Source organism: Arthrobacter sp. yr096 (assembly GCF_900108925.1).
In the GTDB taxonomy this organism is placed as follows: Bacteria; Actinomycetota; Actinomycetes; order Actinomycetales; family Micrococcaceae; genus Arthrobacter.
Window position 1 is genome coordinate 978,233 of sequence record NZ_FNYI01000001.1, and the last position, 24,999, is coordinate 1,003,231.

Below are 24,999 nucleotides of genomic sequence, written 5' to 3' on the forward strand. Positions count from 1 at the left end.
GTTTAGGCCTCCGAGTAGGGGATGAAAGCGGACACACGGAAACCGCCGCCCTGTTCGGGGCCAGCGGCCAAGGAACCATCGTAGAGGGAGACGCGCTCGCCCATTCCCCGGAGCCCGTTGCCACCCCCTGCCGACGGCGGATCAGCAGCGGCGCCCCGGCCGTCGTCGACGATGTCCAGTTGCAGGCCGCGGGCCTGCCACGTCAGGGTGACGCCCGCCGTCGCCTTCGGCCCGGCGTGCTTCATCACATTGGTGAGGGCTTCCTGAATGATGCGGTACGCGGTGAGCTCGGCGCCGGCGGGGAGAGATCGGCGGGGGATTCCTACCTGTTCAAACGCGACCTGCAGGGTAGCGGCCCGGAATCCGAGGAGGAGCTCGTCCAAATCTGACAGGCGGGGTTGCGGACGGGTAGGGGAGTCGTCGTCGGAGCGGAGTACGCCCAGCAGCCTGCGCATTTCCCCCAGCGAGTCCCTGCCCGTGGCCGCGATGGTGGCCAGCGCTTCGGTGGCGAGCTCCGGTTTTGCCGCGGCTGCGTAGCGGGCACCGTCGGCCTGGGTAATGATGACGGACAGCGAGTGGGCCACGATGTCGTGCATTTCCCGCGCGATGTGGGAGCGTTCATCGGCCGCAGCCAGTTGGCGCTCCTGCTGCTGCTCAACTTCAAGCCGTCGGGTCCGGTCCTCCAGCGCCTGAAGCTGGAGCCTGCGGACGCGTGTGAGGTCACCCAGCGTCCAGCTCACCAGCACCAGCATCCAGATCAACACCGTGTAGAGCGCTCCGATGGTGAGCCCCATGATCCCTGACTCGGCGGTACTGGAGTACTCGCGGGTGGTCAGCATGATGCCACCCAGCATTCCGGCCACCAGGACCGTGCGGCTTGCCCACGCCGGGCCGTAGGCCGCGGTTGCGTAGATGACCAGCGGGACCGCGATCTGGCCGGCTACGGGCTCGGAACCCACCGCCCACTGGATCAGGCACACCAGAATGACGACGCCGGCTGCAACGGCCGGGCGCGTGCGTCGCCACGCCAGCGGAAGCAGGAGGCTGCAGGAAAGGACAAAGAGCCAGGGTCGCGAGGCAAGCAGATAGACCGGACCAAAAAGGAGTATCAACAAGGACGTCGCCGTCATATCCACTTTGAAGCGGTTGATCCGGAACCATTCATATACTGCGTGCCTTCTGTCCACGCTACGACTCTATGCGCTTGGTCCGGAGGCGGGCATCATGCCGTGGTCTGAATCGGCACGACGTCGAGTGTTCGCAGAATGAGACGATTTTGACCAGCATGTGGATTGCTTGGCTAGATAGAGCTATGAGTGCATCGTCCATCAATCTCGCTGTCATCCCCGGCGACGGCATTGGCCCGGAAGTCATCGCCGAAGCTGTCAAGGTCCTGGAAAAGGCTGTCGCTACCGAAGGCGTCTCCCTCGAGCTGACCAATTACAAGCTCGGTGCCCAGCACTGGCTTGAGACAGGTGAGACCCTCCCCGACGAGGTCCTGGCAGACCTGCGCACCCGCGATGCCATTCTTTTTGGCGCAGTGGGAGCAGCCCCGGGCGATACACGCATCCCTTCGGGCATCATCGAACGCGAGATGCTGCTCAAGCTCCGTTTCAGCCTGGACCACTACGTGAACCTCCGCCCGTCCCGCCTCTACGGAACGGTCGGCAGCCCCCTGGCCAACCCCGGGGCGATCGATTTCATCGTGGTCCGCGAAGGCACGGAGGGCCCTTACGTGGGTAACGGCGGCACCCTGCGTGGCGGGACTCCCCACGAAGTAGCCACTGAGGTTTCCCTCAATACCGCCCACGGCGTTGACCGCGTGGTGCGCGATGCCTTCCGCCGTGCCAGCGAGCGTCCGCGCAAGCACGTCACGCTGGTCCACAAGCACAACGTACTGGTGTACGCCGGTCACTTGTGGAAGCGAACCGTTGAAGCTGTGGCCCAGGAATTCCCGGAGGTCACTCACGATTACCTGCACATCGATGCTGCCACCATCTTCATGGTGACCGATCCTTCCCGCTTTGATGTCATCGTCACCGACAACCTCTTCGGCGACATCCTCACCGACCTCGCTGCAGCCGTTACTGGCGGCATTGGCTTGGCGGCATCGGGCAACATCAACATGGACCGCACAGCACCGTCCATGTTTGAGCCCGTCCACGGCTCCGCTCCGGACATCGCCGGACAGCAGAAAGCCGATCCCACCGCGGCCATCCTCTCCGCAGTGCTTCTCCTGGACCACCTTGGCTACACCACGGCGGCCCGCAAGATCGAGGCGGCAGTAGTCGCCGACGTCGAGAGCCGCACCGGCGAGCCACGCAGCACAGCTGCCATTGGCGACGCTATTGCGGCCGCACTTTAGGCCCAATACTCAGGCGTAAGCTTGTCTTGAATTATTTACCTGCTTCCCTGGTCCATCGCTGAACCACACCCTTTTTGGGGCCCGGTTCGCCCTGCCAGGTAGCTGACTGTGGAGGAAACATGACTCAGACTGCCCATGGCGTCGAATTCAGCCAGCAGCTTTCGGAAACCCCGAAGTCTGCTGAGGAGCGTGCAGCCGTCCTGGCGAACCCGGGATTTGGCGACTACTTCACCGACCACACCGCCGTCGTCGACTACAAAGTTGACGCCGATGGCAATGGCGGTTGGCAGAATGCCCGGATCGAGCCGTACGGACCCATTTCCCTGGACCCCTCGGCTGCGGTCCTGCACTACGGCCAGGAAATCTTCGAAGGACTCAAGGCCTACCGCCATGCCGATGGCTCCGTGTGGACCTTCCGGCCCGAGGCCAACGCTGCGCGCCTGAACAAGTCCGCCCGCCGTCTGGCCCTCCCGGAGCTCCCGGAAGAATACTTCCTCGGAGCCATTCGCGAGCTGGTGCAGGCGGACAAGGAATGGGTTCCCTCCGGCGACGGCGAGGCTCTCTACCTGCGTCCGTTCATGATTGCCACCGAGGCATTCCTCGGAGTTCGGGCTGCCCGCGAAGTGTCCTTCCGGGTTATCGCTTCACCCGCCGGAAACTACTTTGGTGGCGAGCTCAAACCCGTCTCCATCTGGATCTCCCGTGAATACGCCCGCGCCGGCCGCGGCGGAACCGGTGCAGCCAAGTGCGGCGGCAACTACGCGGCCTCCTTGATCGCACAGCAGGAAGCCGAAGCAAACGGCTGCAAGCAGGTGCTTTTCCTGGATCACTTCAATGACGACGCCGTGGAAGAACTCGGCGGCATGAACGTTTTCTTCGTCATGAAGGACGGCTCTCTGGTTACTCCTGCGCTCAGCGGAACCATCCTGGAAGGTGTGACGCGCATGTCCGTCATCCAGGTGGCCAAGGACATGGGCCGTGAGGTCTCCGAGCGTAAGATCACCCTGGACGAGTGGCGTGACGGTGTTGCTTCCGGCGAGATCACCGAGGTCTTCGCTTGTGGCACTGCAGCAGTGATCACGCCGATTGGTGTGCTCAAGGACGCCACAGAGTTCATCGGCGCCGAAGACGCCAAGGCTGGCGAGACCACCATGGCTATCCGCGAGCAACTCCTGGGCATCCAGACCGGCACCGTCGAGGACCGCCATGGCTGGCTGACCCGATTGGTCTAACCATCGGATTTCCCCCGCACAACTGAAACGCACGAAACGCACGACGGCGGTCCTGCCTCTTGGTCACCTAGCGGCAGGGCCGCCGTCCTGCATCCCGGACGCTCTCTCACTGTTCGTCGTTTTTTGGTGGATGCTCTCTCACCTTTTGTCGTCTTTTGATGGATGCTCTCTCACTGTTCGTCGCTTTTTGGTGGTCGCTCTCTCACCGTTCGTCGCTTCATGGCGAACCTTCACTCTTCCGCCGCGAGCCGATCCCTGGGGGTGGTGAGAGAGGGTTGGTGTGGTGGGGGTGTTTGGTGAGAGAGGGCTGGTGTGGTGGGGGTGTTTGGTGAGAGAGGGTTGGTTCGGTGCCAAGATGGGACAGTGACTTCTGAATCCATGGCGACTCCCGGCCCCACACCTTCCGGCCCCACACCTTCCGGCCCCACACCTTCCGGCTTTGGCTCCTCCCCTCAACGCGGCAGCGACTCTTTGCGGCGAAGCAGCGAACTCACTCGATTCCGGCTGGCCCCCAACCCCGGTCCGATGAGTCTTGACGGCACTAACTCATACGTCATAGGCGCGCCGGGCTCCACGCGTGTGGCTGTGGTGGACCCAGGCCCGGAGGACGAGCAGCATTTGTCCGATTTGGCAGCAGCCGGCGTGGTGGATGTAGTACTTATTACTCATCGCCATGCCGACCATACCGAGGCTTCTGCGCGCTTCCACGAACTGACGGGGGCGCCGGTCCGGGCTCGGTCCGCCGAGTATTGCCATGGTGGTGACCCCCTCCACGATGGCGAAGTGCTGCATGTGGGCGGTGTCGAAATCCGCGTTGTAGCCACCCCTGGCCACACGTCCGATTCGCTCTGTTTCCACCTGCCCAAGGATGGGCCCACGGGTTCCGTCCTCACAGGGGACACCATCCTGGGCCGCGGTACCACAGTGCTGGACTATCCGGATGGCAAGCTGGGGGACTACCTGGCGAGCCTGGACCGCTTGGAAGCACTCGGCGCCGCGACACTCCTGCCGGCCCACGGACCGGTGCTGCCAGCGCTGGACGAGAAGTGCCGCGAGTATCGGGACCACCGTGAGCAGCGTCTTGACCAGATCAGAACAGCCCTGGAAAACCTGGGACAGGACGCGTCAGTCGAGGCGGTCACGGATGCTGTGTACCCCGACGTCGACCCGTCCGTTCGGTGGGCGGCCGAGACTTCCGTGGCTGCCCAGTTGGATTACCTTCGAGGCTGAGCGCTGACGGTAGGCTTGAGCCCATGCGTATCGCCCGGTTTGTAGTTGATTCTGATCCCCTTTACGGCGTTGTTGAAGGCGAGCCCGGCAGTGAGGAAATCACTGTCATCAACGGCGACCCCTTCTTCAACGGCGTTGAACGTACTCATGTGAAGCACAAGCTCGAGGACGTGCGGCTCCTGGCGCCGATCATTCCGCGCAGCAAGGTGATCGGCGTGGGCCGGAACTTTGCGGAGCACGCCGCGGAACTCGGGAACGAGGTTCCCCAGCAGCCGCTGCTGTTCCTCAAGCCCAATACGTCCGTGATCGGCCCAAACGATCCCATCATCCTTCCCGAGTTCTCCGAAGAAGTGTCCTTCGAAGCTGAGCTGTGCGTCGTTATTGGCCGCATCTGCAAGGACGTCCCGGAGGAGCGCGCAGACGACGTCATCTTCGGCTATACCTGCGGCAACGACCTCACCGCCCGTGATGTTCAGAAGACCGACCTCCAGTGGGCACGCGCCAAGGGCTTCGACACTTCCGCCCCGCTGGGTCCGTGGATTGAGACGGAACTCGACCACGAAGACCTGTCCATCCAGGGACGGCTCAACGGTGAACTTCGCCAGGACGGCAGCACCAACCAGATGATTCGCGGTGTTCGCGAGCTCGTCTCGATTGTCTCCCACGCGTTTACGCTGCTCCCGGGGGACGTCATCATGACAGGTACCCCGGCCGGTGTCGGCCTGGTCAGCGAAGGCGACCGCTTCGAGGTGGAGATCGAAGGCATCGGCCGGCTCTCCAACCCGGTGGTCCGCCGCTAGGCGCCCAACCGCAAGCTGGAGCCCGACGGCGGCACGCACTTTTCGTACGGAAGGTGCGTGCCGCCGTCGGGCACTTCCAACGGGGAAACCGACGCGGTGCCAAGCGGTAAAGTTGGAACCACTATGACTACTGCTTCTGCGTCGAACGCTGCCTCCAGCGCCATCCCTGCCGTCAACGCCGAGACTCCGGTCCGCGTCCGTTTCTGCCCGTCGCCTACGGGAACCCCGCACGTTGGCCTGATCCGTACGGCCCTGTTCAATTGGGCCTATGCGCGCCACACGGGCGGCAAGTTGATCTTCCGCATTGAGGACACGGACTCTGCCCGTGACAGCGAGGAGAGCTACCACCAGTTGTTGGACGCCCTCAAATGGCTCGGCATCAACTGGGATGAGGGCGTGGAGGTGGGCGGCCCGCACGAACCGTACAGGCAGTCGCAGCGAGGTGACATCTACCAGGACGTCATTGCCAAGCTCAAGGCCGGGGGACACGTCTATGAGTCCTATTCCACTCCTGACGAGATTGAAGCCCGCCACAAGGCAGCCGGCCGCGACCCCAAGCTGGGCTACGACGGATTCGACCGCCACCTGACAGAAGAGCAGCTTGCCCAGTTCAAGGCCGAGGGCCGGGAAGCTGTGCTGCGCCTCCGCATGCCGGACGAGGACCTCACCTTCAACGATCTGGTCCGCGGCGAAATCACCTTCAAGGCCGGCTCGGTTCCCGACTTCGCGGTGGTTCGCGCAAATGGTGCTCCGCTGTACACGCTGGTGAACCCGGTGGATGACGCGCTCATGGGGATCACCCACGTCCTTCGTGGCGAGGACTTGCTGAGCTCCACCCCGCGCCAGATTGCGCTGTACCGCGCTCTCTACGCGATCGGTGTTGCGGAGTACATGCCTGAGTTCGGCCACCTGCCATATGTCATGGGCCAGGGGAACAAGAAGCTTTCCAAGCGCGACCCCGAGTCGAGCCTGTTCCTGCACCGCGAGCGTGGCTTCATCCCCGAGGGCCTGCTCAACTACCTCTCGCTGCTGGGCTGGTCCCTGAGCGCGGATGAGGACATCTTCACGGTGGAGCAGCTGGTGGCCAACTTCGACATCCACGATGTCTTGGGCAACCCGGCGCGCTTCGACATCAAGAAGGCCGAGGCCATCAACGGAACCCACGTCCGGATGCTTGCGCCGGAGGACTTCAAGGAGCGGCTGGTTCCGTACCTCCGCGCCGCCGGTTTTGTAGGGGAGATCCTCACTCCGCGGCAGGAAGAGATCCTCGCCGAGGCGGCTCCGCTGGTCCAGGAACGCATCACCCTCCTTGGCGAGGCTCCTGAAATGCTGGCCTTCCTGTTCAAGGCCGATGACGCCATTGACGTTGCGGACGACGCCCGCAAGGGCCTCCCGGCCAATCTGGAGGAAGTCCTGGACGCGGCCATTGCGGCGCTGGAGCCCATCCAGGACTGGAATGCCGAGAACATACAGGCGGCGCTGAAACAAGCGCTCGTGGAGGATCTGGGCATCAAGCCGCGGGCGGCCTTCGGGCCAGTGCGCACGGCCATCTCCGGCCGCCGGATTTCCCCGCCACTGTTCGAGTCCATGGTGATCCTCGGCAAGGATTCCTCGCTGGCCCGCGTTCGCGCCTTCCGCGGCTAGAAGCGGCACCCGTCATGGCGATTGCAAGCTCTTTCGGTACTATCCGCGGTGTTCTGTTCGACATCGACGACACTTTGGTGGACCTTGAGTACGCCATGACCACAGCATTGCGTGACGTCAGTGAACATCTCCTGCCCGGCCTTGACCAGGCCGGGTGGGTGAAGTTCGGGCGAATCTTCACGCACGAAACCACGCATTTCTACGACCGTTACCTGGCCGGCGAGCTGACCTTTAACGAGCAGCGGCTGCTTCGCGGCAGGGCTGCATTGGGTCATTTTGGTGTGGAACTGGCGGAGGGCGAGGCGGCGCAGGCCTGGGTCATGGAGTACCACCAGCGCCAGACGGCTTACGTGCGGCCTTTTGATGATGTCCAGGATGTCCTGGATGAGCTCGATGCCGCAGGGATTCCCTACGGAGCTGTGAGCAACAACGTCCATGACTACCAACGCGCCAAGCTGGATGGCGCGGGCCTGTCGCGGATCAAGATCCTCGTCGGAACAGACACCGTGGGCGTGCCCAAGCCGGATCCGGCAATCTACCTCGAAGGTGTGCGCCTGCTTGGCACCAATCCGGGCGAGACCCTTTATGTTGGTGACAACCGGCTCCTCGACGCCGAAGGAGGAACGGCTGCCGGCCTGGTGGGCGTGTGGCTCAACAGGACCGGTGAAGTAGTGGAGGAATTCAAGGGGCGCCAAGTGGATTCGCTGTCCCGGCTGCTGGTCAGGGCTTCCACCGCGGCATAGGGCTCCCACGGACATCCAAGGCCCCCATGGCACTGAGTGCCTCCGCGGCGGGCCGGGATTCATGTGATGCAGGTAACGCCTTCTCGATTTGTGCAGGTGGCAAGACTCCGGTAGAGTCATTACTCGTGCTGAGGGGCACGGAGGGAAAAGTCAGGGGAAACCGAGACGAGGAACTCCGGTCCAAAAGTCACTTTGGGATATGGTGTAATTGGCAACACTACGGTTTCTGGTACCGTCATTCTAGGTTCGAGTCCTGGTATCCCAGCTCCGAAAATCCGCGTAAACACGCGGTTAATTCGGAACTACCAAGTCGCCAAGGCGATTTGGAGAGAAGCTGAAAGTATGAAATACTCATTCAGCTTGATCGCCGGAAACGGTGATAAAAAAGTGCAAGGCCCCATCGTATAGCGGCCTAGTACGCCGCCCTCTCACGGCGGTAACGCGGGTTCGAATCCCGCTGGGGTCACCAACAAATCCCCCGGAACCACGGTTCCGGGGGATTTCTTTTTTCCTCTTCCGCCCGCCTCAGCGCTGATCGCAGCGATCCGGCTGGCATGATGATGCTGTGACCGCAAACGAAGACTCCGCCGCAATCCGGGCAACCCCCGCTGACCAAGCTGCGGCCCTTAGCCAAGGTGCGGCCGCCGCCGTCGATATCCTGGAAGCTGCCCGTACGGAGCTTGCGGCCACCACGCTTCCGCTCGCTGTGCCGGAAGCGCAGGAGGCCCGGCATTGGATCCGGGAGTCTCTCGCGCAGTTGGACGATTACGTGATTCCCCGGTACCGCAGCCTGGACGCCCCGCTGCTGGCCGTCGTCGGCGGTTCAACCGGCGCGGGTAAGTCCACGCTGGTCAACGCGCTGGTTGGCTATCCGGTGACACGTGCCGGCGCCATCCGGCCCACGACCCGCCAGCCTATCCTTTTGCACCACCCCCAAGACGCGGGGTGGTTTGAAGGGCACCGCATCCTGCCGAGCCTGGAACGTATCCGCGGGAACGTATCAGCGAGCCCCGTGCCTGCCAATCAGGCAGGCGCCGCCCCGGATGCCCAAGCGATCACGTCGTTGGTGCTCGTGGGGCACCACCATGTACCTCAAGGCATCGCTCTGCTGGACGCGCCGGACGTCGACTCGATCTCTGATGACAACCGGAGGCTGGCGGGGCAACTGCTGGCCGCTGCGGACCTTTGGGTGTTCGTCACCACAGCAAACCGATACGCCGACGCTGTCCCGTGGCGTTTGCTCCTGGACGCGGCTTCCCGCGACATCACGGTTGTCGTGGTCCTGGACCGGGTGCCGCCCGCCGCAGAGAATGAAGTCAGGACCGATTTGCAGTCAATGCTGGACCGGCAGGGGCTGGGGGCCGCGAAGCTGTTCGTCGTTCCGGAGAGCCCGCTGGATGACCTCGGAATGCTGCCTGAGGAATCGGTGGCACCCTTGCGCCACTGGTTGGGGGCCTTGGCCGCGAACGTCGGGGGACGGGCTGATGTGGCCAGGCGAACACTCAATGGCGCAGTCAACGCCGTCAGTATCCGCATGGAAGGCATCGCGGCTGCAGCGGCGGCCCAGGACCTTGCGGCGCGCGAACTTGAGTCGAGCTGTCTCCATGAGTATGAGCAGGCACTCATCCGGATCCTCGACGCCACCAAGGATGGAGCGCTGCTTCGAGGTGAGGTGCTGGCGCGGTGGCAGGATTTCGTGGGGACCGGGGAATTCTTTAGGGCCCTGGAACAGAATATTGGCCGCATGAGGGATCGGGTGGGGGCGTTCTTCCGGGGTGAACCCGCGCCCGCGGTGAAGGTCGAGACCGCCATCGAGACGGGGCTGCAGGCTGTGATTCTGGACGAAGCCGCCACCGCAGCTGAGAACGTGGACAGGCGATGGCGTTCGGATACTGCCGGCCGACATCTGCTCGGCGCCGACGATCTCTCTGGAACCGGCAATGGCTTTGACGCGAAGGCCGCTGCTGCCATCCGCTCCTGGCAGGAAGGTCTGATGGAGATGATCCGCACGCAGGGACAGGGGAAAAGAACCCAGGCCCGCTGGCTCTCCTTCGGCGTCAACGGGCTCGGCGCTGCGCTCATGGTGGTGGTGTTCTCCATGACGGCAGGCCTGAGTGGTTTGGAGATCGGCATCGCGGGTGGAACTGCTGTGGTGGGCCAGAAGCTGCTGGAGGCTGTGTTTGGCGAGGACGCCGTCCGTCGCCTTGCCCAACAAGCCAGGGACGACCTCCACACGCAGTGCCAGCGACTTCTTGATGATGAGAAAGAGCGATTCCTCAGCCGCCTCGCTGCAGCCCATCCACGCTCAGGCACTGAACTATTCCGGCATGCCAAGGCCCTTCGCAGCTTGGCAGGAGCCGCATGAGCCGGCATAGCCAGGTCCGCGAATCCTCGCAATTGCAGCGCAGGCTTGAGGCGCTCAACACTGCCCGTGAGCTCGCTGAAGGCGTTCTCCCGGATGATGCACTCCACTCCGCATACGAGGTCCTGGAACGTGCCACGTCCCGGCGCTCCTTGTCCGAGGGGCATACCGTGGTGGGCTTCTTCGGGGCAACCGGCAGCGGTAAATCGTCCTTGTTTAATGCAGTGTCCGGAAGCGGTCTGGCCACCGCGACGGCGCGGCGTCCTACGACGTCCCAACCCCTGGCCGGTATCTGGGGCGAGGATGGCAGCGGACCACTGCTGGACTGGCTGGACGTGAAAGAGCGTCACACGCTGCCACCTGTTCCGGGGTTGGCCGACGCAGACACCGGACTGGTGCTCCTGGATCTGCCGGACTTCGACTCCACCAGGGCGGAGAACCGGGAAATCGCCCAACGCATGGTGGGCATGGTGGACGTCCTGGTGTGGGTATTGGACCCGCAAAAGTATGCAGATGCCGCAGTGCACAATGATTTCCTGCGGCCCATGGCTTCCCACGGCGCGGTCACATTGGTGGTCTTGAACCAAGTGGACACGCTGAGTGCCGCCGATGCATCTGCTGTGATGCTGTCCTTGGAAGGGATCCTGGCGCGTGATGGTCTCGGCGCTGTTCGGGTGCTGGGTACATCGGCTGTAACGGGCGACGGCGTCCCTGCCGTCCGCGGGGCCATCAGGAACGTCGTGGTCCAGCGGGAGGCGACCACCAAGCGTTTGGCCGCCGACGTTACGAAGGCGGCCGCCGAACTCGCGGCGGTTTCCGGGGAAGGGGAAGCCCGGGGCATCCATGGAGGTGCCAGGGCCCGCCTGGCGTCTGAATTGGCGACGGCGGCGAACGTGCCCGTGGTAGTGGACGCCGTCCAGCGATCTTTCGCGAGGGAGTCGGCCCGCAGGACGGGTTGGCCGGTAACGCGGTGGTTACTGCGCTTCCGTCCTGATCCGTTGCGGAGATTGAATTTGGGCAGGGGGGATACCAGGCCCGAACTGAACCGGACGTCCTTGCCCCCTGCTGGCGCTCCTGAACGTGCGCGAACTGACGCAGCTGTGAGGGATTTCGCCGATGAAGCGTCCGCTGGCGCTCCAGGTCCATGGCGTGCCGCCATCCGGAGTGTGGCCAGGGACGGCCGCGGCCAATTGCCTGATGCACTGGACCAAGCCATTGCGGGAACGGACCTGAAGGCCACCAAGCGTCCGCTGTGGTGGGTTCTCTTCAACACTTTGCAGTGGCTCGCGCTGCTGCTTGCAGTGGGTGGCTTGGGCTGGCTCGGCGTGCTGGCCGCGCTGGGTTATTTCCAGATGCCCGTCCCGGAAGTTCCGCGCACTGAAGGATGGCCATGGCCCACGCTGATGGTGGCTGGGGGAGTCGCGCTGGGAATCGCCCTGGCGGTTGCGGGCCGTATTTTGGGTGGATGGGCGGCGCGAGCCCGGGCGTCCGGTGCGGCGAAGCGCCTGAAATCTGCGGTGGCAGTGGTGGCTGAGAAGTGGATCGTGGAACCCGTGGACGTAGAGATCACACGCCTGAAGGCGTTCAACGCCGCGTTGAAAGCGGCGCGCTCGGCCTAGAGTGCCGCTGCTGCGTCGCTGACCTTGATAAGCGTGCGCAGGTTCCTGGTGGTGGTGCTGGCTTTGTAGCGTGCCTTCGCGGAGAGCTTGCTGAATGGGCTGTCCAGCGTGCCGCCCGCGGGGGCCAACCATGCGGACGCTTCAGGGCCCAGACGCACCTGTTCCACGCTGCCCAGGTCCTCGCCGGCCTCGAAGAGTTCATCCAGCATGGCAGTGTCTGATGCCAAAGTGATGTAGCTGTGAGTGGCCTTGTCGTCAGCGGGGTAGGGGCAGGCCTGGACCAGTTCGGCAACCCTGGCTGCCGTGAGCACCACCACCCAGGCGTCGTAGCCGAAGGTTTTCCGCAGGCACGCCTCAAACTGTGCTTTGACGTCCTTGCTGCCGAGTTCGCTTTGCAGGACAACGTTTCCGCTGGCCAGCAAGGTCTTGACCTTGCTGAACGGGTAGTCCTGGAGCGCGGTTTTGAGATCGGCCATCTTGATGTTGATGCCGCCCACGTTGATTCCGCGGAGGAATACGGCGTAGCTGTTCATGTTAGTCGTTGTTCTTGCGCAGGGCCTCGGTGAGTACCCGGGCGGCGTTACAGACAACCTCGGCATGCAATCGGCCCGGCTGGCGGGTGAGGCGCTCAATGGGGCCGGAAATTGATACAGCGGCGATGACCCGTCCCGAGGGTCCGCGCACTGGAGCGGAAACCGAAGCGACCCCCGGCTCGCGTTCGCCCAGGCTCTGACCCCAGCCCCGGCGTCGTACTCCTGCCAGGACGGTGGGCGTAAAGCGGGCGTTCTGGAGCCCCTCCAACAGGCGGTCGTGGTCTTCCCAGGCCAGCAGGACCTGGGCGGCGGAGCCGGCCTTCATGGAGAGTTGCGTACCCACCGGAATGGTGTCGCGGAGACCGATGGGCCGTTCGGCCGAGGCCACGCAGACGCGCCAGTCGCCTTGCCGGCGGAAAATCTGGGCACTCTCGCCCGTGGCGTCCCGCAGTTGGATGAGGACAGGGCCGGCCGAGGCGATGAGCCGGTCTTCACCTGCAGCGGATGCCAGTTCCACCAGCCGGCTGCCGAGCACGAACCGTCCTTGGATGTCCCGACTCACCAGGCGGTGGTGAACCAGGGCCAGCGCGAGCCGGTGAACCGTAGGCCGGGCCAGGCCCGTTGCCGCTACAAGTTGCGCGAGTGTCGTGGGCCCGGCCTCGAGGGCATCGAGTACCTGGGCCGCTTTATCAATGACACCGACTCCACTAGAATTGTCCATGTAATGATATTGCCGTCTCAATATCTGAGATGCAAGTTGTTTCACTGGCCTATTTCGCAACCGTGCTGGTTCAGTGGAAGAAGAACAGTTCAGTGGATGAAGACCATCCAACCGCAGTGAAGGGAGCAAGGCCGTGGGAAAAACACTGGCCGAGAAAGTCTGGGACGCGCACGTAGTGCGCAAGGGTGAAGGCGAAGGAGCCAATGCCCAGCCCGATCTTCTCTTCATCGACCTGCACCTCGTTCATGAAGTCACCTCACCGCAGGCATTCGAAGGCCTGCGCCTGGCCGGACGGCCTCTGCGTCGCGTCGATCTCACCATCGCCACGGAGGACCACAACACTCCCACGCTTGACATCGACAAGCCGATTGCCGACCTCACCAGCCGCACCCAGATCGAAACCCTGCGCGCCAACTGCAAGGAGTTTGGTGTTCGCCTGCACTCCCTGGGGGACAAGGAACAGGGCATCGTGCACGTCGTGGGACCCCAGTTGGGGCTGACCCAACCCGGAATGACCGTAGTGTGCGGCGACTCCCACACCTCCACGCATGGCGCTTTTGGTGCGCTGGCCATGGGCATTGGTACGTCCGAGGTTGAGCACGTCATGGCCACGCAGACGTTGTCGCTGAAGCCCTTCAAGACCATGGCCATCAACGTTGAAGGTACCCTGCGCCCCGGCGTGACGGCGAAGGACATCATCCTCGCAGTCATCGCAAAGATCGGAACCGGTGGCGGCCAGGGCTACGTTCTGGAATACCGCGGCTCTGCCATCCGGGCGCTTTCCATGGACGCCCGAATGACCATCTGCAACATGTCCATCGAAGCCGGTGCACGTGCCGGCATGGTGGCTCCGGACCAGATCACCTACGACTACATGCATGGCCGCCCCCACGCGCCCGAAGGGGCGGACTGGGATGCCGCCGTCGAGTACTGGAATACACTGCACACGGACGACGACGCCACCTTTGACGTTGAGGTGGACCTCGACGCCGATACCCTGGAACCGTTCGTCACCTGGGGCACCAACCCCGGCCAGGGCGTCTCCCTCTCAGCCAAGGTCCCGTCCCCGGAAGACTTCGGTGACGAGAATGCGAAGGCTGCTGCCGAGCGTGCGCTGCAGTACATGGGCCTTGAGGCCGGCACACCCATGAAAGACATCCGCGTGGATACCGTCTTCCTGGGCTCCTGCACCAACTCCCGCATTGAGGATCTGCGTGCTGCTGCGGACATCATCCGCGGCCGGGCCAAGGACCCCAACGTCCGCATGCTGGTTGTTCCGGGCTCCGCCCGCGTCCGCCTGGAGGCCGAGGCTGAGGGCCTGGACAAGGTGTTCAAGGAATTCGGTGCTGAATGGCGATTCGCCGGGTGCTCCATGTGCCTGGGAATGAACCCGGACCAGTTGGAGCCGGGGGAGCGGTGCGCATCAACGTCCAACCGCAACTTCGAGGGGCGCCAGGGCAAGGGCGGCCGCACGCACTTGGTTTCACCCGTAGTGGCCGCGGCCACGGCAGTCCGCGGCACGCTGAGCTCGCCGTCGGATCTTGAGTCCGCCCCCGCAGGCACACTGACCGGAATCGCAGTCTAGGAGGATCCCATGGAAGCATTCACAACCCACACCGGCATCGGTGTACCACTGCGCCAGAGCAACGTGGACACCGACCAGATCATCCCCGCTGTGTACCTCAAGCGCATCACGCGCACCGGCTTTGAAGACGCCCTCTTCGCAGCATGGCGCAAGGATGAGTCCTTTATTCTCAACCAGGCACCGTTTTCTGCTGGTTCCGTGCTGGTGGCCGGGCCCGATTTCGGCACCGGATCATCCCGTGAGCATGCTGTGTGGGCTTTGAAGGACTACGGCTTCAAAGCTGTCCTGTCCTCCCGGTTCGCCGACATTTTCCGTGGCAACTCGGGCAAGCAGGGGTTGCTGGCAGCACAGGTTGCACAGGACGACATTGAACTGATCTGGAAGGTCCTGGAAAACGATCCCGGTACCGAGGTCAAGGTGGACTTGGTCAGCAAGACGGTGGAGTGCGGCAACGTTGTTGCTCCCTTCGACATTGACGATTACACCCGCTGGCGCCTCCTGGAAGGGCTCGACGACATCGGTTTGACCTTGCAGCACGAGGAAGACATCACCGCCTACGAGGCCACCCGTCCCTCCTTTAAGCCCAAGACGCTCCCAGCGAAAGTTGATGCCCAGTAGCGTTTGCTGAAGCAGCCGGATTGCGCTGGAAGAGGACCGCCGAAGCCCCAAAGGAGGGCCCGGCGGTCCTTTTTCGTGGGGCTCCTGCGGGTGCCGGATCCTTGTGGCGCGGGGCGGGTCCATTTCGGTTCGGTAACGCGAGCTTCTATGCTTAGCTGGAGCCTTTGTAAGTTTGGGGGGCGAGTAGTCGTGAGGAAACCGGTATAGATGAGTAGTGTTCTGACAATCCGCGGTGGCGTCCCGTTAACAGGGCGAGTGACCGTTCGCGGTGCCAAGAACCTGGTGCCCAAAGCCATGGTGGCGGCGTTGCTGGGCAGTGAACCATCGGTGCTGAGGAACGTGCCGGAAATCAAGGATGTAGAGGTTGTCACCAGCCTGCTGCAGCTGCACGGCGTGACCGTCGTCAAGGACCCGGTATCAGGTGACCTCACCTTGGACCCCAAAGATGCCAAGACGGCGTCCAGTACCGCCATTGACGCGCACGCCGGGGATTCCAGGATTCCCATCCTGTTGTGCGGGCCCCTGATCCACGCGATCGGGGAGGCTTTCATTCCTGACCTCGGTGGTTGCAAGATCGGCGACAGGCCCATTGACTACCACCTCAACGTGCTTCGCCAGTTCGGGGCAGTGGTGGAGAAGCGCCCCGGCGGCATCCATATCTCCGCTCCGCACGGCCTGCACGGCGCCAAGATCTCCCTTCCATATCCGTCCGTTGGGGCCACCGAGCAGGTCCTGCTGAGCGCGACCCGCGCTGAGGGCATCACGGAACTTATCGGGGCGGCAACTGAGCCGGAGATCATCGACCTCATTGCGGTCCTGCAGAAGATGGGCGCCATTATCAGCGTCCAGACTGATCGCACCATACGCATCGAGGGCGTCAAGGATTTGCGTGGCTATAACCACCGCGCGCTCCCGGACCGCAACGAGTCCGCCTCCTGGGCTTCAGCTGCACTGGTCACCCGTGGCGACATTTTCGTTGAGGGCGCCTCCCAGCGCGACATGATGACCTTCCTGAATACTTACCGCAAAGTGGGCGGCGGGATGGACATCGGGGACGATGGAATCCGTTTCTACCACCAGGGCGGCAAACTTTCACCGCTCGTCCTGGAGACCGACGTGCACCCTGGGTTCATGACCGACTGGCAGCAGCCGTTGGTGGTCGCCTTGACGCAGGCCGAGGGCGTCTCCATCGTTCACGAAACGGTTTACGAGAACCGCTTCGGCTTTACTGACGCGCTGGCCCGCATGGGCGCCAACATCCAGGTACATCGCGAGTGTTTGGGCAGCGTTCCGTGCCGGTTCGGACAGCGCAACTTCCTTCACTCCGCCGTGATTTCCGGTCCGACTCCACTCCGGGGTACCGACATCGACATTCCGGACCTCCGGGGCGGGTTCAGTCACCTCATTGCGGCGCTGGCTGCCACGGGCACATCGCGGGTCACAGGCATTGACATCATCAACCGCGGCTACGAGCGCTTCACCGAGAAACTGGCCGGCCTGGGCGCCGACTTCGATATCACCACCACCAAGTAGCGGGGGATCCTTTGAAGGAATCGGCCAAGAGCCGTGCCACGTTCATCTTGCTGGCGGGCCTCGCGCGCCCATTGATGAACATCCTGATGTCCAAGAAGTGGGAGGGCCTGGAAAAGCTGCCCGCCGGCGGCTTCATTGCAGTGCCAAACCATTGCACGGAGATCGACCCGATCGTGGTGGGGCACATGGTGTACAACCAAAAACGCCCGCCGCACTTCCTTGCGAAGTCCGGCCTTTTCAAGGTTCCTGTATTGGGCGCCCTGCTGCGTTCGACCAACCAGATCCCAGTTGAACGCTCGACGGCGGGGGCGAACCGATCGCTGCAAATCGCCAAGGAGGTGGTGGACGCCGGTGGCGCCATCATCATCTACCCGGAGGGAACCCTCACCAGGGACCCTGACCTGTGGCCGATGAAGGGGCATACCGGTGCCGCCCGCCTGGCATTGCAGACGGGTGCGCCCGTGGTTCCGGTGGCTCAGTGGGGTGCCCACGAGGTTTTTCCCCGCTATGCCAAACGCTTCCATGTATTCCCCCGCAAGACCGCACGCGTGCTGGTCGGCGAGCCGGTGGACCTGAGTGCCTTTGCGGACAGGCCCCTGGACAGGGCAACGCTGACCGAGGCAACCGACGTCATCATGGACGCCATCACGGCGCTCCTGGAAACGCTCCGCGGCGAGACCGCTCCGTCTGAGCGTTGGGATCCGGCAGTTCACAAACAATCCAAGCATGGCCGCTTCGTTGAGCGGGGATCCGCCGATGCCCCGGATACGGAGGAAAGTCAATGACAAGTCTCCAGAGTCCTGTTGACGCGCCCAACGTCGTAGCTGTCTTGGGGGCGGGGTCGTGGGGTACCACGTTTGCCAAAGTCCTGGCGGACGCTGCCGCCGCCACCGGTGTTGACCGCAGCATCCGGATCTGGGGACGCCGGGCCGAGGTAGTGGAGCAGATCAATTCGCTTCACCGCAATGAGCAGTATCTGAAAGACATTGAGCTTCCGGGATCGATTACTGCATCGACGGATGTTGCAGCGGTCCTGAAGGACGCAGGCTTGGTGGTCCTGGCTGTCCCCGCCCAATCCCTGAGGCCCCAACTGGGCGAGTGGAAGCCGTTGCTGGCGCCTGATGCCGTGGTTGTGTCGCTGATGAAGGGCCTGGAGCTGGGTACTGACGCGCGGATGAGCGAAGTCATAGCCCAGGAGCTGGGGTTCCCGGCGTCGCGTGTAGCCGTGGTTTCCGGCCCCAACCTTGCGATGGAGATTGCCAGGGAGCAGCCAACCGCGTCCGTTGTTGCCTGCAGCGACGGCGAAACGGCTGCCGCCATCGCCTTGTGCTGCACGGCGCCGTATTTCCGCCCTTACACCAGCACCGACGTTGTGGGTGTGGAGATCGGCGGGATCGTCAAAAACGTGATTGCCTTGGCCGTGGGTATCTGCGAAGGCCGCCAGATGGGTGACAACACCAAGGCATCGGTCATTACCCGGGGACTGGCTGAGACCTCCCGGCTGGCGTTGGCCCTCGGCGGGGAAGCCCACACCATGGCCGGCCTTGCCGGACTGGGCGACCTCGTGGCCACCTGTTCTTCGGCCCTCTCCCGGAACCACACGGCTGGCCGGTTGCTGGGCGAAGGACTCAGCCTGGACCAAGTGGCCGAGCACATGACGCAGACTGCTGAAGGTATCAAGTCCGGTCCTGCAGTGCACGAGCTGGCCGGCAAACTGAATGTCGAAATGCCCATCACAGCTGCCGTTGTGGCAGTTCTGGAAGGCAGAATGTCCGTTGATGATCTGGGCCCGCGACTGCTGGCCCGGGCACTGAAGTCCGAAGGCGACTACTGATAGTGACTGAAGAATCTCCCCGCATTGCAGGCAGCCGTCCCCGCGTAGCGATCCTTTTTGGCGGTCGTTCCAGCGAGCACGCCGTCAGTTGTGTCACGGCTGCCGGCGTCATGGGAGCCATCGACAAGAACAAGTACGAGGTCATTCCCATCGGCATCGCCAAGTCGGGGCAATGGGTCCTGGCGTCGGGCGACACCAGCCAATGGTCCCTCAGCTCCGCGGCACTTCCTGAGGTAGCGCCGTCGGGAAAGACAGTGACCCTGGCGGAGGTGGGCGGTGAGCACCAACTGATTGTCACCGAGCCCAATGCCGTTCCGCAGGAACTAGGTTCCGTGGATGTGGTCTTCCCGTTGTTGCACGGGCCATGGGGCGAGGATGGAACCATCCAAGGCTTGCTCGAACTGTCCGACACCCGCTACGTGGGCGCGGGCGTGCTGGCCTCTGCGGTGGGAATGGACAAGCATTTCATGAAGGTGGTGTTTGAATCCGCCGGATTGAGCGTGGGGCCGTACATTGCCGTCACGGACCGCGACTGGCTCACAGACGCCGAGGCTGTCCGGAAGCGGGTGGACAAGCTTGGGTTCCCGGTGTTCGTCAAGCCGGCCCGTGCCGGGTCCTCCATGGGAATTTCCAAGGTCGACTCGATGGAAGAACTGGACGCTGCCGTTGAGGAAGCGCGCCGTCACGACCTGAAACTGGTCATCGAAGCGGGCATAGTCGGCCGCGAGATCGAGTGTGCTGTGCTCCAAGGCCGCGGCACGGATACACCGCGCGTCTCCATGCCCGGTGAAATCGCAGTGGCTGCCGGGGAGCACCAGTTCTATGACTTCGCTGCCAAGTACGTTGAAGACGGTGCTGCGGCACTCAGCTGCCCGGCCGACATGCCAGACGAAGCAATCGCCCGTGTGCGCGAACTTGCGGCTGTCGCTTTCGACGCGGTGGGAGCTGAAGGACTCAGCAGGGTGGACTTCTTCTATACCCCGGCGGGTGAACTGGTCATCAATGAAATCAACACCATGCCGGGCTTCACGCCGAAGAGCATGTATCCACAGATGTGGGCGGCCTCGGGTTTGGCCTATGGCGAGCTGATTGATGAACTCATTCACCTGGCACTGACCCGCAAGACCGGTTTGCGCTAGAGGCCTACTTGCTGGAGGGCAGGTTCTGCAGGTCTTCCTGGCCAACGCACTTGCCGGTGGCTTTGATTTTTCCCACAGCAGCGGCAAGCTCCGTCAGGACTGTTGCGGAGCTGATGTTGGCTGCTTCCAACTTGACCGGATCGATCAGGATTTCGGTGGCAGGTTCCCGGCCAAACGTCGTCAAGGTGTAGACGGGGTCGCCTTCCTTGATGACCCAGTCGATGTCGTTGACGCTCACGCAACGGTCCGTGGTGGGGCCGGGCACATTGACGCCGCACCGGAGGATCACCTGGGACGGGTCGCCCCAAGCCGCGGTGGCCTGGCTGTTGGTCTTGCGGAGGGCGGCGTCGCCGATCTGGTCAGGGAGTGCCACCATCATGGGGGCACAGGCAGGATTGGCGGCGTCAGCCGCGGCAGTGACATCAACGGCGGGTGAACAGGCCGACAAAGCGATGATGGACGCAGAGGCCAATGAAACTGCTAGGGCAGTCCGGCGGAGGGTCTTTTGGTGCATTCATCCAGCCTATCCCGCATGTCATCCCCGGCAGATTCGCGGAGCCCCGGTCACATTTCCAGTCGGCTTCCGGAGTTGGGCAGCGGCACAATCTTGTCGGTGGATCGCGATAGCGTAGTTCCGTGCCCGCAGAACAATTCAGACCCACAGAGCCCTTGAGCCATGCAGTGCTTTCGGGCGCCACAGTGCCTTTAACCGTCCAGGACCTCTCCGAATCTGAGCTTCTGGCCAGGATCTTTCCGCGCCTGAACCATAGCCCCGGCGTTCTTTTGGGGCCGGGCGACGACGCTGCGTTGGTTGCCGCTCCGGACGGCCGAACCTTGATCTCCATCGATACGCAGACCCAGGATCAGGATTTCCGGTTGGAGTGGAACAACGGCTACCGGACCAGCGGGTACGACGTCGGCTGGAAAGCCGCTGCACAAAACCTCAGTGACATCAACGCCATGGGCGGCAGTGCCACGTCATTGGTTGTCAGCCTGACCATGCCGCCGGAAACTCCCGTGGACTGGGTAGAGGCCTTCGCTGACGGTCTGACGGCGGCCATCATCGCCCTGGGTGCTCCGGACTGTTCAGTGGCCGGCGGTGACCTCGGCCGGGGCCGCGAGCTCGCAGTGACCGTCGCCGTCGTCGGGACTCTTGACGGGTTGGCTCCCGTACTGCGTTCCGGGGCAAAACCCGGCGACACCATCGCGGTAGCCGGGACGCTGGGCCGTGCAGCTGCCGGCTGGGCCTTGCTGGAAAGCGACATTCCCATGGAAGGTCTCAGCAGCGACGCGAAGGCCTTCATAGACAGTCAGTGCAGGCCGTCGCCTCCCTTGGCAGCTGGCCCTGTGGCTGCCCGATCCGGTGCCACGGCAATGTTGGATATTTCGGACGGTCTGCTGCGGGACGGCAGTCGACTGGCCGCGGCCAGCAACGTGGCCCTGGATTTCGATCCCGTGGTTTTGAAGATCCATGCTGCTGCATTGGAGCCGGCTGCTGCCCTGCTGGGCAGGGAGGCAATGCCCTGGGTTCTGGGTGGGGGAGAGGACCACGGTTTGCTTGCCACGTTCCCAGCCGGCATTCAGCTGCCACAGGGCTTCACTGCGATAGGCTCAGTTCAAGCCGTTGTCGAGCCGCCAGGCACCGGCGTCCGGATTGCCGGGCACGCTGCTGACACCGTTGGATGGGATCACTTTGCAGACTAAGATCGCCGCGAATGCGCACGCCATGAAACGTTGGCTCGGCAAGGCGGAGGTGGTCCTGGGTAACCACAGCGACCGCCTTAATGCGATTAATATCTTCCCGGTCGCTGACGGCGATACCGGCACCAACCTGTACCTCACGGTCCGGGCGGCCGTTTCCGCGCTTGAGGGCGCGGCGACGGACGCCACCGAAGCCGGAAACGATGTTGGCGCAGTACTTTCCCGTGCCGGCCAGGCGGCCATGGAGCAAGCGCGGGGCAACTCCGGCACGCTTTTTGCCGTCTTTTTGTGTGCGGCCGCCGAGCCGTTGGCCGGAAAATCCCGGCTAAGCGCACCCCTGCTGGCCACTGCCCTGAACAGGGCCCAGATCCGGGCTTGGTCTGCGTTGAGTGAGCCCGTTGCCGGCACAATGCTGTCCGTCCTGGAAGCGGCCGCCCATGCGGCCCAGGCCGTGGACGCCGCCCAAAATTCCGACGACAGCAACCACGCACTGGGGTTGTCGCTCGATGCAGTTGTGGAGGCAGCTTTCCAGGCTGTTGTCCGGACGGAAGATGAACTCGCGCAGCTGCATGAGGCCCACGTGGTGGACGCTGGAGGCGTGGGCATGCTGCTGGTGCTGGACTGCCTCCGCTCTGCTGTTCTGGGTGAGGCACTTCAGGACGAACTCCTGGACGGCCTGCACGGCTACAAACTGCAGGACCCCCACATCCACGAGCACATGCCGGCCGATGACGGCGTGGAAGTCATGTGCACCATCAGCTTGTCTCCCTTGAATGCGGCAATCCTCCGGCAGCGGCTGGACGAGATGGGCGATTCGGTGATCATGAGCCAGGTGGGCAATGCGCAAGGCCCCGATGATGACGACGATTCAACGGCAGAACCGAGCTATCGGTGGCGGGTTCATGTGCACGTTCCGGATCCGGAGCCGGCCGTAGCCTTGATCCGATCCCTGGGCGAGCCCACGGACATCGCCGTCAGCCAGTTGGCCCTTCCCCGCGAAAACGGTCAGGAAGCAACTCCACACGAGTCAGCAGGCAAGCAAGCCAACGGTAGTACAGGCCAGTCACGGTATGACCACTGAGCTGGAATTACCCCTCGAACGCAGGATAGGCAAGAGGTCTGCGGCTGTCATCGAAAAGCACCTGGGGCTCAAGACCACAGGTGCCTTGTTGAACTACTTTCCGCGTCGTTACTTGAGCCGCGGTGAGCTGACGCCCATCAGCAACCTTCCGTTGGATGAAGAAGTCACTCTCATCGCCCGGGTCCTGTCCAACAGCACACGCCAGATGCGGGCGCGCCGCGGCTCGATCACTGACGTTGTGGTGACGGACGAGGCCGGTGGCAGCAGCGTTCCGGGCACTCTGAAAGTCAGTTTCTTCAACGGATTCCGGGCTAAGGCAGAGCTCCTGGCTGGGCGCCGTGCGATGTTCTCCGGCAAGGTGACCCGATACGGTGGTGCCCTTGGCCTGACCAACCCGGATTTCCTGTTGCTTGACGAGGATCCCGGGGCAGAGGGGTCCGTGGATCCTGAGAAGCTCGCGGCCATGCCAATCCCGGTCTATCCGGCAACTGCCAAGCTGACCAGCTGGTCCATCCACAAAGTGATCACCGCCTTGCTTCAGACCCTGGACCTGGATGCGCTGGAGGACCCCCTTCCGGTCGAAATCGTCGCCAGGGATGGACTTCTGAGTGTTGCCGAGGCCTACAGGTTGATTCATTCACCGGAGGTCGCCAAGGACTGGCAGCGTGCACAGGAGCGTTTTCGCTATCAGGAAGCCCTGGTGCTCCAGACTGCCCTTGCGCGTCGACGTGCCCAGTTGGCCGCAGAGGAAGCCACTGCCCGCCGGCCCATCGCTGGCGGTTTGCTGGGCAAGTTCGACCAAAGCCTGCCCTTTACGCTGACAGCCGGCCAATCCGCCGTCGGGAAAACACTTGCTGAAGAGCTGGGGCGGGACACCCCCATGAACAGGCTGCTCCAGGGCGAGGTTGGTTCCGGCAAGACCATCGTTGCCTTACGGGCCATGTTGCAGGTGGTGGATGCTGGTGGACAGGCTGCTTTGCTGGCGCCCACGGAGGTCTTGGCGGCGCAGCATTTCCACTCCATCCGCCGGACCTTGGGCGAGTTGGCACGCGACCATGTGTTTGGTGGCACCGGCATGCTCGGCGGAGATTCAGCGCAGGAGGCGGTGCAGGTCACCCTGCTGACGGGTTCCATGCCCACGGCTGCGCGCCGGCAGGCCATGCTGGATGCTGCCTCGGGGAATGCCGGAATCGTGATCGGCACGCACGCCCTGCTGAGCGACAAAACAAGTTTCCAGGACCTCGGCTTGATTGTGGTGGATGAGCAACACCGCTTTGGCGTGGAGCAGCGCGATGCCTTGAGGGCCAAGGCGCAACGGCCGCCGCACCTGCTGGTGATGACGGCCACGCCTATTCCACGCACTGTGGCAATGACGGTGTTCGGAGACCTTGAAACGTCAATCCTTGATGAGCTCCCGGCTGGCCGTGCCCCCATTTCCACTCACGTAGTGGGCCTCGCGGAAAACCCCGGCTGGGTGGACCGTATTTGGAAGCGGTCGCGTGAGGAAGTCGATTCAGGCCACCAGGTCTACGTGGTGTGTCCCAAGATCGGCTCGGACGACGACGGCGACTTCAGCCCCGGTGAAGCGGAACCAAGCGACGCCGACCTTGCGGACGAGGGCCCGGCGAGGGAGTTGGCGTCGGTGACGGCCGTCGTCGAGAGTCTCCTGCAGGAGCCGTCATTGGCTGGCGTGCCTGTTGCGCCGCTTCATGGGCGTCAGGATCCGCAGCTGAAGTCCGACACCATGGCATCGTTCGCGGCCAACCAGACCAAGGTCCTGGTGTCCACCACGGTCATCGAGGTGGGCGTGGATGTCCATAACGCCACCTTGATGGTCATCCTGGACGCTGACCGATTCGGAATTTCGCAGCTTCACCAGTTGCGTGGACGTGTGGGGCGTGGTGGATTGCCGGGCACCTGCCTGCTGGTCACCACGTTGGAACCGGGCCACCCCAGCCGCCGTCGTTTGGAGGCGGTTGCTTCCACCACCGATGGATTTGAGCTCTCCCAGGAAGACTTGAAGCTGCGCCGGGAAGGCGACATCCTGGGCGCTTCGCAATCGGGCGGACGATCCACACTGAAGCTCCTCCGGGTCCTGGACCATGAGGACATCATTGCCAAGGCACGCAGCGACGCCCAAGGTCTGGTGTCGGAAGACCCCACTTTGCAGCAACAGCCGGCCCTTGCAGTCGCAATCGACGAGTATTTGAACCCGGAAAAGGAGGCGTTCCTTGAACGCGGTTAGAGGTCCACGCGAAG

At 63.2% G+C, this 24,999-nt stretch carries 21 protein-coding genes and 2 tRNA genes; 19 read left to right on the forward strand and 4 right to left on the reverse strand.

Annotated elements, in window-relative coordinates:
* Positions 1–2 precede the first annotated feature (2 nt).
* Positions 3–1,187 (reverse strand): sensor histidine kinase, encoded by a 1,185-nt coding sequence (locus BMY91_RS04570; protein ID WP_256212568.1) that lies wholly within the window; start codon positions 1,185–1,187, stop codon positions 3–5.
* A 125-nt stretch (positions 1,188–1,312) separates the two neighbouring features.
* Here BMY91_RS04570 and BMY91_RS04575 point away from each other — a divergent pair, with 125 nt between their 5' ends.
* The 10 genes from BMY91_RS04575 (at position 1,313) to BMY91_RS04620 (ending at position 11,995) form a co-directional block, all read left to right on the forward strand.
* Positions 1,313–2,365 carry a 3-isopropylmalate dehydrogenase gene (locus BMY91_RS04575; RefSeq protein ID WP_090818834.1) on the forward strand — a complete coding sequence of 351 codons (1,053 nt, stop codon included), beginning with the start codon at positions 1,313–1,315 and terminating at the stop codon, positions 2,363–2,365.
* 119 nt (positions 2,366–2,484) lie between these two features.
* Complete coding sequence (locus BMY91_RS04580) at positions 2,485–3,597, forward strand: branched-chain amino acid aminotransferase (protein ID WP_090818837.1); 1,113 nt, start codon at positions 2,485–2,487, stop codon at positions 3,595–3,597.
* 363 nt (positions 3,598–3,960) lie between these two features.
* On the forward strand, positions 3,961–4,827 hold the full coding sequence (locus BMY91_RS04585) for an MBL fold metallo-hydrolase (protein ID WP_256212569.1): 867 nt from the start codon (positions 3,961–3,963) through the stop codon (positions 4,825–4,827).
* Between the two features lie 23 nt (positions 4,828–4,850).
* Positions 4,851–5,627 carry a fumarylacetoacetate hydrolase family protein gene (locus BMY91_RS04590; protein ID WP_090818840.1) on the forward strand — a complete coding sequence of 259 codons (777 nt, stop codon included), beginning with the start codon at positions 4,851–4,853 and terminating at the stop codon, positions 5,625–5,627.
* Positions 5,628–5,750: 123 nt separating this feature from the next.
* Entirely contained in the window at positions 5,751–7,271 is a 1,521-nt protein-coding gene (gene gltX / locus BMY91_RS04595; RefSeq protein ID WP_090818843.1) for a glutamate--tRNA ligase, read from the forward strand.
* A 14-nt stretch (positions 7,272–7,285) separates the two neighbouring features.
* On the forward strand, positions 7,286–8,014 hold the full coding sequence (locus BMY91_RS04600; RefSeq protein WP_090818847.1) for an HAD family hydrolase: 729 nt from the start codon (positions 7,286–7,288) through the stop codon (positions 8,012–8,014).
* Positions 8,015–8,207: 193 nt separating this feature from the next.
* A tRNA-Gln gene (locus BMY91_RS04605) sits at positions 8,208–8,279 on the forward strand.
* A 128-nt stretch (positions 8,280–8,407) separates the two neighbouring features.
* Positions 8,408–8,483 (forward strand) — tRNA-Glu (locus BMY91_RS04610).
* A 96-nt stretch (positions 8,484–8,579) separates the two neighbouring features.
* Positions 8,580–10,379, forward strand: coding sequence for a dynamin family protein (locus tag BMY91_RS04615; RefSeq protein WP_371261011.1), 1,800 nt, complete (start codon positions 8,580–8,582; stop codon positions 10,377–10,379).
* Positions 10,376–11,995, forward strand: coding sequence for a GTPase (locus tag BMY91_RS04620; RefSeq protein WP_090818850.1), 1,620 nt, complete (start codon positions 10,376–10,378; stop codon positions 11,993–11,995). Before BMY91_RS04615 ends, BMY91_RS04620 begins: the two co-directional genes overlap by 4 nt.
* On the opposite strand, the gene BMY91_RS04625 is transcribed toward BMY91_RS04620, so the two are convergent.
* On the reverse strand, positions 11,992–12,528 hold the full coding sequence (locus BMY91_RS04625) for a DUF1697 domain-containing protein (protein ID WP_090818853.1): 537 nt from the start codon (positions 12,526–12,528) through the stop codon (positions 11,992–11,994). The two genes, BMY91_RS04620 and BMY91_RS04625, sit on opposite strands and share 4 nt — an antisense overlap.
* A 1-nt stretch (position 12,529) precedes the next feature.
* Positions 12,530–13,249: an IclR family transcriptional regulator gene (locus BMY91_RS04630; RefSeq protein ID WP_014922101.1), complete on the reverse strand. Its 720-nt coding sequence runs from the start codon at positions 13,247–13,249 to the stop codon at positions 12,530–12,532.
* Positions 13,250–13,382: 133 nt separating this feature from the next.
* Here BMY91_RS04630 and leuC point away from each other — a divergent pair, with 133 nt between their 5' ends.
* From leuC to BMY91_RS04660, 6 genes are all read left to right on the forward strand, one after another.
* The gene (leuC, locus tag BMY91_RS04635) at positions 13,383–14,834 is read left to right on the forward strand and encodes a 3-isopropylmalate dehydratase large subunit (RefSeq protein WP_090818856.1); all 1,452 of its coding nucleotides are present in this window, start codon (positions 13,383–13,385) and stop codon (positions 14,832–14,834) included.
* Positions 14,835–14,843: 9 nt separating this feature from the next.
* Positions 14,844–15,452: a 3-isopropylmalate dehydratase small subunit gene (gene leuD / locus BMY91_RS04640; protein ID WP_090818858.1), complete on the forward strand. Its 609-nt coding sequence runs from the start codon at positions 14,844–14,846 to the stop codon at positions 15,450–15,452.
* Positions 15,453–15,659: 207 nt separating this feature from the next.
* Positions 15,660–16,985 carry a UDP-N-acetylglucosamine 1-carboxyvinyltransferase gene (gene murA, locus BMY91_RS04645; protein ID WP_090818861.1) on the forward strand — a complete coding sequence of 442 codons (1,326 nt, stop codon included), beginning with the start codon at positions 15,660–15,662 and terminating at the stop codon, positions 16,983–16,985.
* A gap of 11 nt (positions 16,986–16,996) precedes the next feature.
* Complete coding sequence (locus BMY91_RS04650) at positions 16,997–17,770, forward strand: lysophospholipid acyltransferase family protein (protein ID WP_090818864.1); 774 nt, start codon at positions 16,997–16,999, stop codon at positions 17,768–17,770.
* Complete coding sequence (locus BMY91_RS04655) at positions 17,767–18,819, forward strand: NAD(P)H-dependent glycerol-3-phosphate dehydrogenase (protein WP_090818867.1); 1,053 nt, start codon at positions 17,767–17,769, stop codon at positions 18,817–18,819. Before BMY91_RS04650 ends, BMY91_RS04655 begins: the two co-directional genes overlap by 4 nt.
* A complete protein-coding gene (locus BMY91_RS04660; protein ID WP_090818870.1) occupies positions 18,819–19,958 on the forward strand; it encodes a D-alanine--D-alanine ligase family protein in 1,140 nt (379 codons plus the stop codon). Before BMY91_RS04655 ends, BMY91_RS04660 begins: the two co-directional genes overlap by 1 nt.
* Positions 19,959–19,962: 4 nt before the next feature.
* Here the strand turns inward: BMY91_RS04660 and BMY91_RS04665 are convergent, their stop codons facing one another.
* Positions 19,963–20,472 carry a DUF3515 family protein gene (locus tag BMY91_RS04665; protein WP_090818873.1) on the reverse strand — a complete coding sequence of 170 codons (510 nt, stop codon included), beginning with the start codon at positions 20,470–20,472 and terminating at the stop codon, positions 19,963–19,965.
* Between the two features lie 155 nt (positions 20,473–20,627).
* Here BMY91_RS04665 and thiL point away from each other — a divergent pair, with 155 nt between their 5' ends.
* Genes thiL through BMY91_RS04680 form a run of 3 tightly spaced genes read left to right on the forward strand, consistent with a single transcriptional unit; the run spans position 20,628 to position 24,985 of the window.
* Complete coding sequence (thiL, locus tag BMY91_RS04670; protein WP_090818877.1) at positions 20,628–21,662, forward strand: thiamine-phosphate kinase; 1,035 nt, start codon at positions 20,628–20,630, stop codon at positions 21,660–21,662.
* Positions 21,663–21,684: 22 nt separating this feature from the next.
* Positions 21,685–22,740, forward strand: a complete 1,056-nt coding sequence (locus BMY91_RS04675) for a DAK2 domain-containing protein (RefSeq protein WP_090818879.1) — start codon at positions 21,685–21,687, stop codon at positions 22,738–22,740.
* Positions 22,730–24,985, forward strand: a complete 2,256-nt coding sequence (locus BMY91_RS04680; RefSeq protein ID WP_090818882.1) for an ATP-dependent DNA helicase RecG — start codon at positions 22,730–22,732, stop codon at positions 24,983–24,985. Before BMY91_RS04675 ends, BMY91_RS04680 begins: the two co-directional genes overlap by 11 nt.
* Positions 24,986–24,999 lie beyond the last annotated feature (14 nt).

Excerpts from the sequence above, each read along its gene's own strand:
- BMY91_RS04575 (WP_090818834.1), top strand. The coding sequence starts at position 1,313 with ATGAGTGCATCGTCCATCAATCTCGCTGTCATCCCCGGCGACGGCATT.
- BMY91_RS04580 (WP_090818837.1), top strand. The coding sequence starts at position 2,485 with ATGACTCAGACTGCCCATGGCGTCGAATTCAGCCAGCAGCTTTCGGAA.
- BMY91_RS04590 (WP_090818840.1), top strand. The coding sequence starts at position 4,851 with ATGCGTATCGCCCGGTTTGTAGTTGATTCTGATCCCCTTTACGGCGTT.
- gltX (WP_090818843.1), top strand. The coding sequence starts at position 5,751 with ATGACTACTGCTTCTGCGTCGAACGCTGCCTCCAGCGCCATCCCTGCC.
- BMY91_RS04600 (WP_090818847.1), top strand. The coding sequence starts at position 7,286 with ATGGCGATTGCAAGCTCTTTCGGTACTATCCGCGGTGTTCTGTTCGAC.
- BMY91_RS04620 (WP_090818850.1), top strand. The coding sequence starts at position 10,376 with ATGAGCCGGCATAGCCAGGTCCGCGAATCCTCGCAATTGCAGCGCAGG.
- BMY91_RS04625 (WP_090818853.1), bottom strand. The coding sequence starts at position 12,528 with ATGAACAGCTACGCCGTATTCCTCCGCGGAATCAACGTGGGCGGCATC.
- BMY91_RS04630 (WP_014922101.1), bottom strand. The coding sequence starts at position 13,249 with ATGGACAATTCTAGTGGAGTCGGTGTCATTGATAAAGCGGCCCAGGTA.
- leuD (WP_090818858.1), top strand. The coding sequence starts at position 14,844 with ATGGAAGCATTCACAACCCACACCGGCATCGGTGTACCACTGCGCCAG.
- murA (WP_090818861.1), top strand. The coding sequence starts at position 15,660 with ATGAGTAGTGTTCTGACAATCCGCGGTGGCGTCCCGTTAACAGGGCGA.
- BMY91_RS04655 (WP_090818867.1), top strand. The coding sequence starts at position 17,767 with ATGACAAGTCTCCAGAGTCCTGTTGACGCGCCCAACGTCGTAGCTGTC.
- BMY91_RS04665 (WP_090818873.1), bottom strand. The coding sequence starts at position 20,472 with ATGCACCAAAAGACCCTCCGCCGGACTGCCCTAGCAGTTTCATTGGCC.
- BMY91_RS04675 (WP_090818879.1), top strand. The coding sequence starts at position 21,685 with ATGAAACGTTGGCTCGGCAAGGCGGAGGTGGTCCTGGGTAACCACAGC.
- BMY91_RS04680 (WP_090818882.1), top strand. The coding sequence starts at position 22,730 with ATGACCACTGAGCTGGAATTACCCCTCGAACGCAGGATAGGCAAGAGG.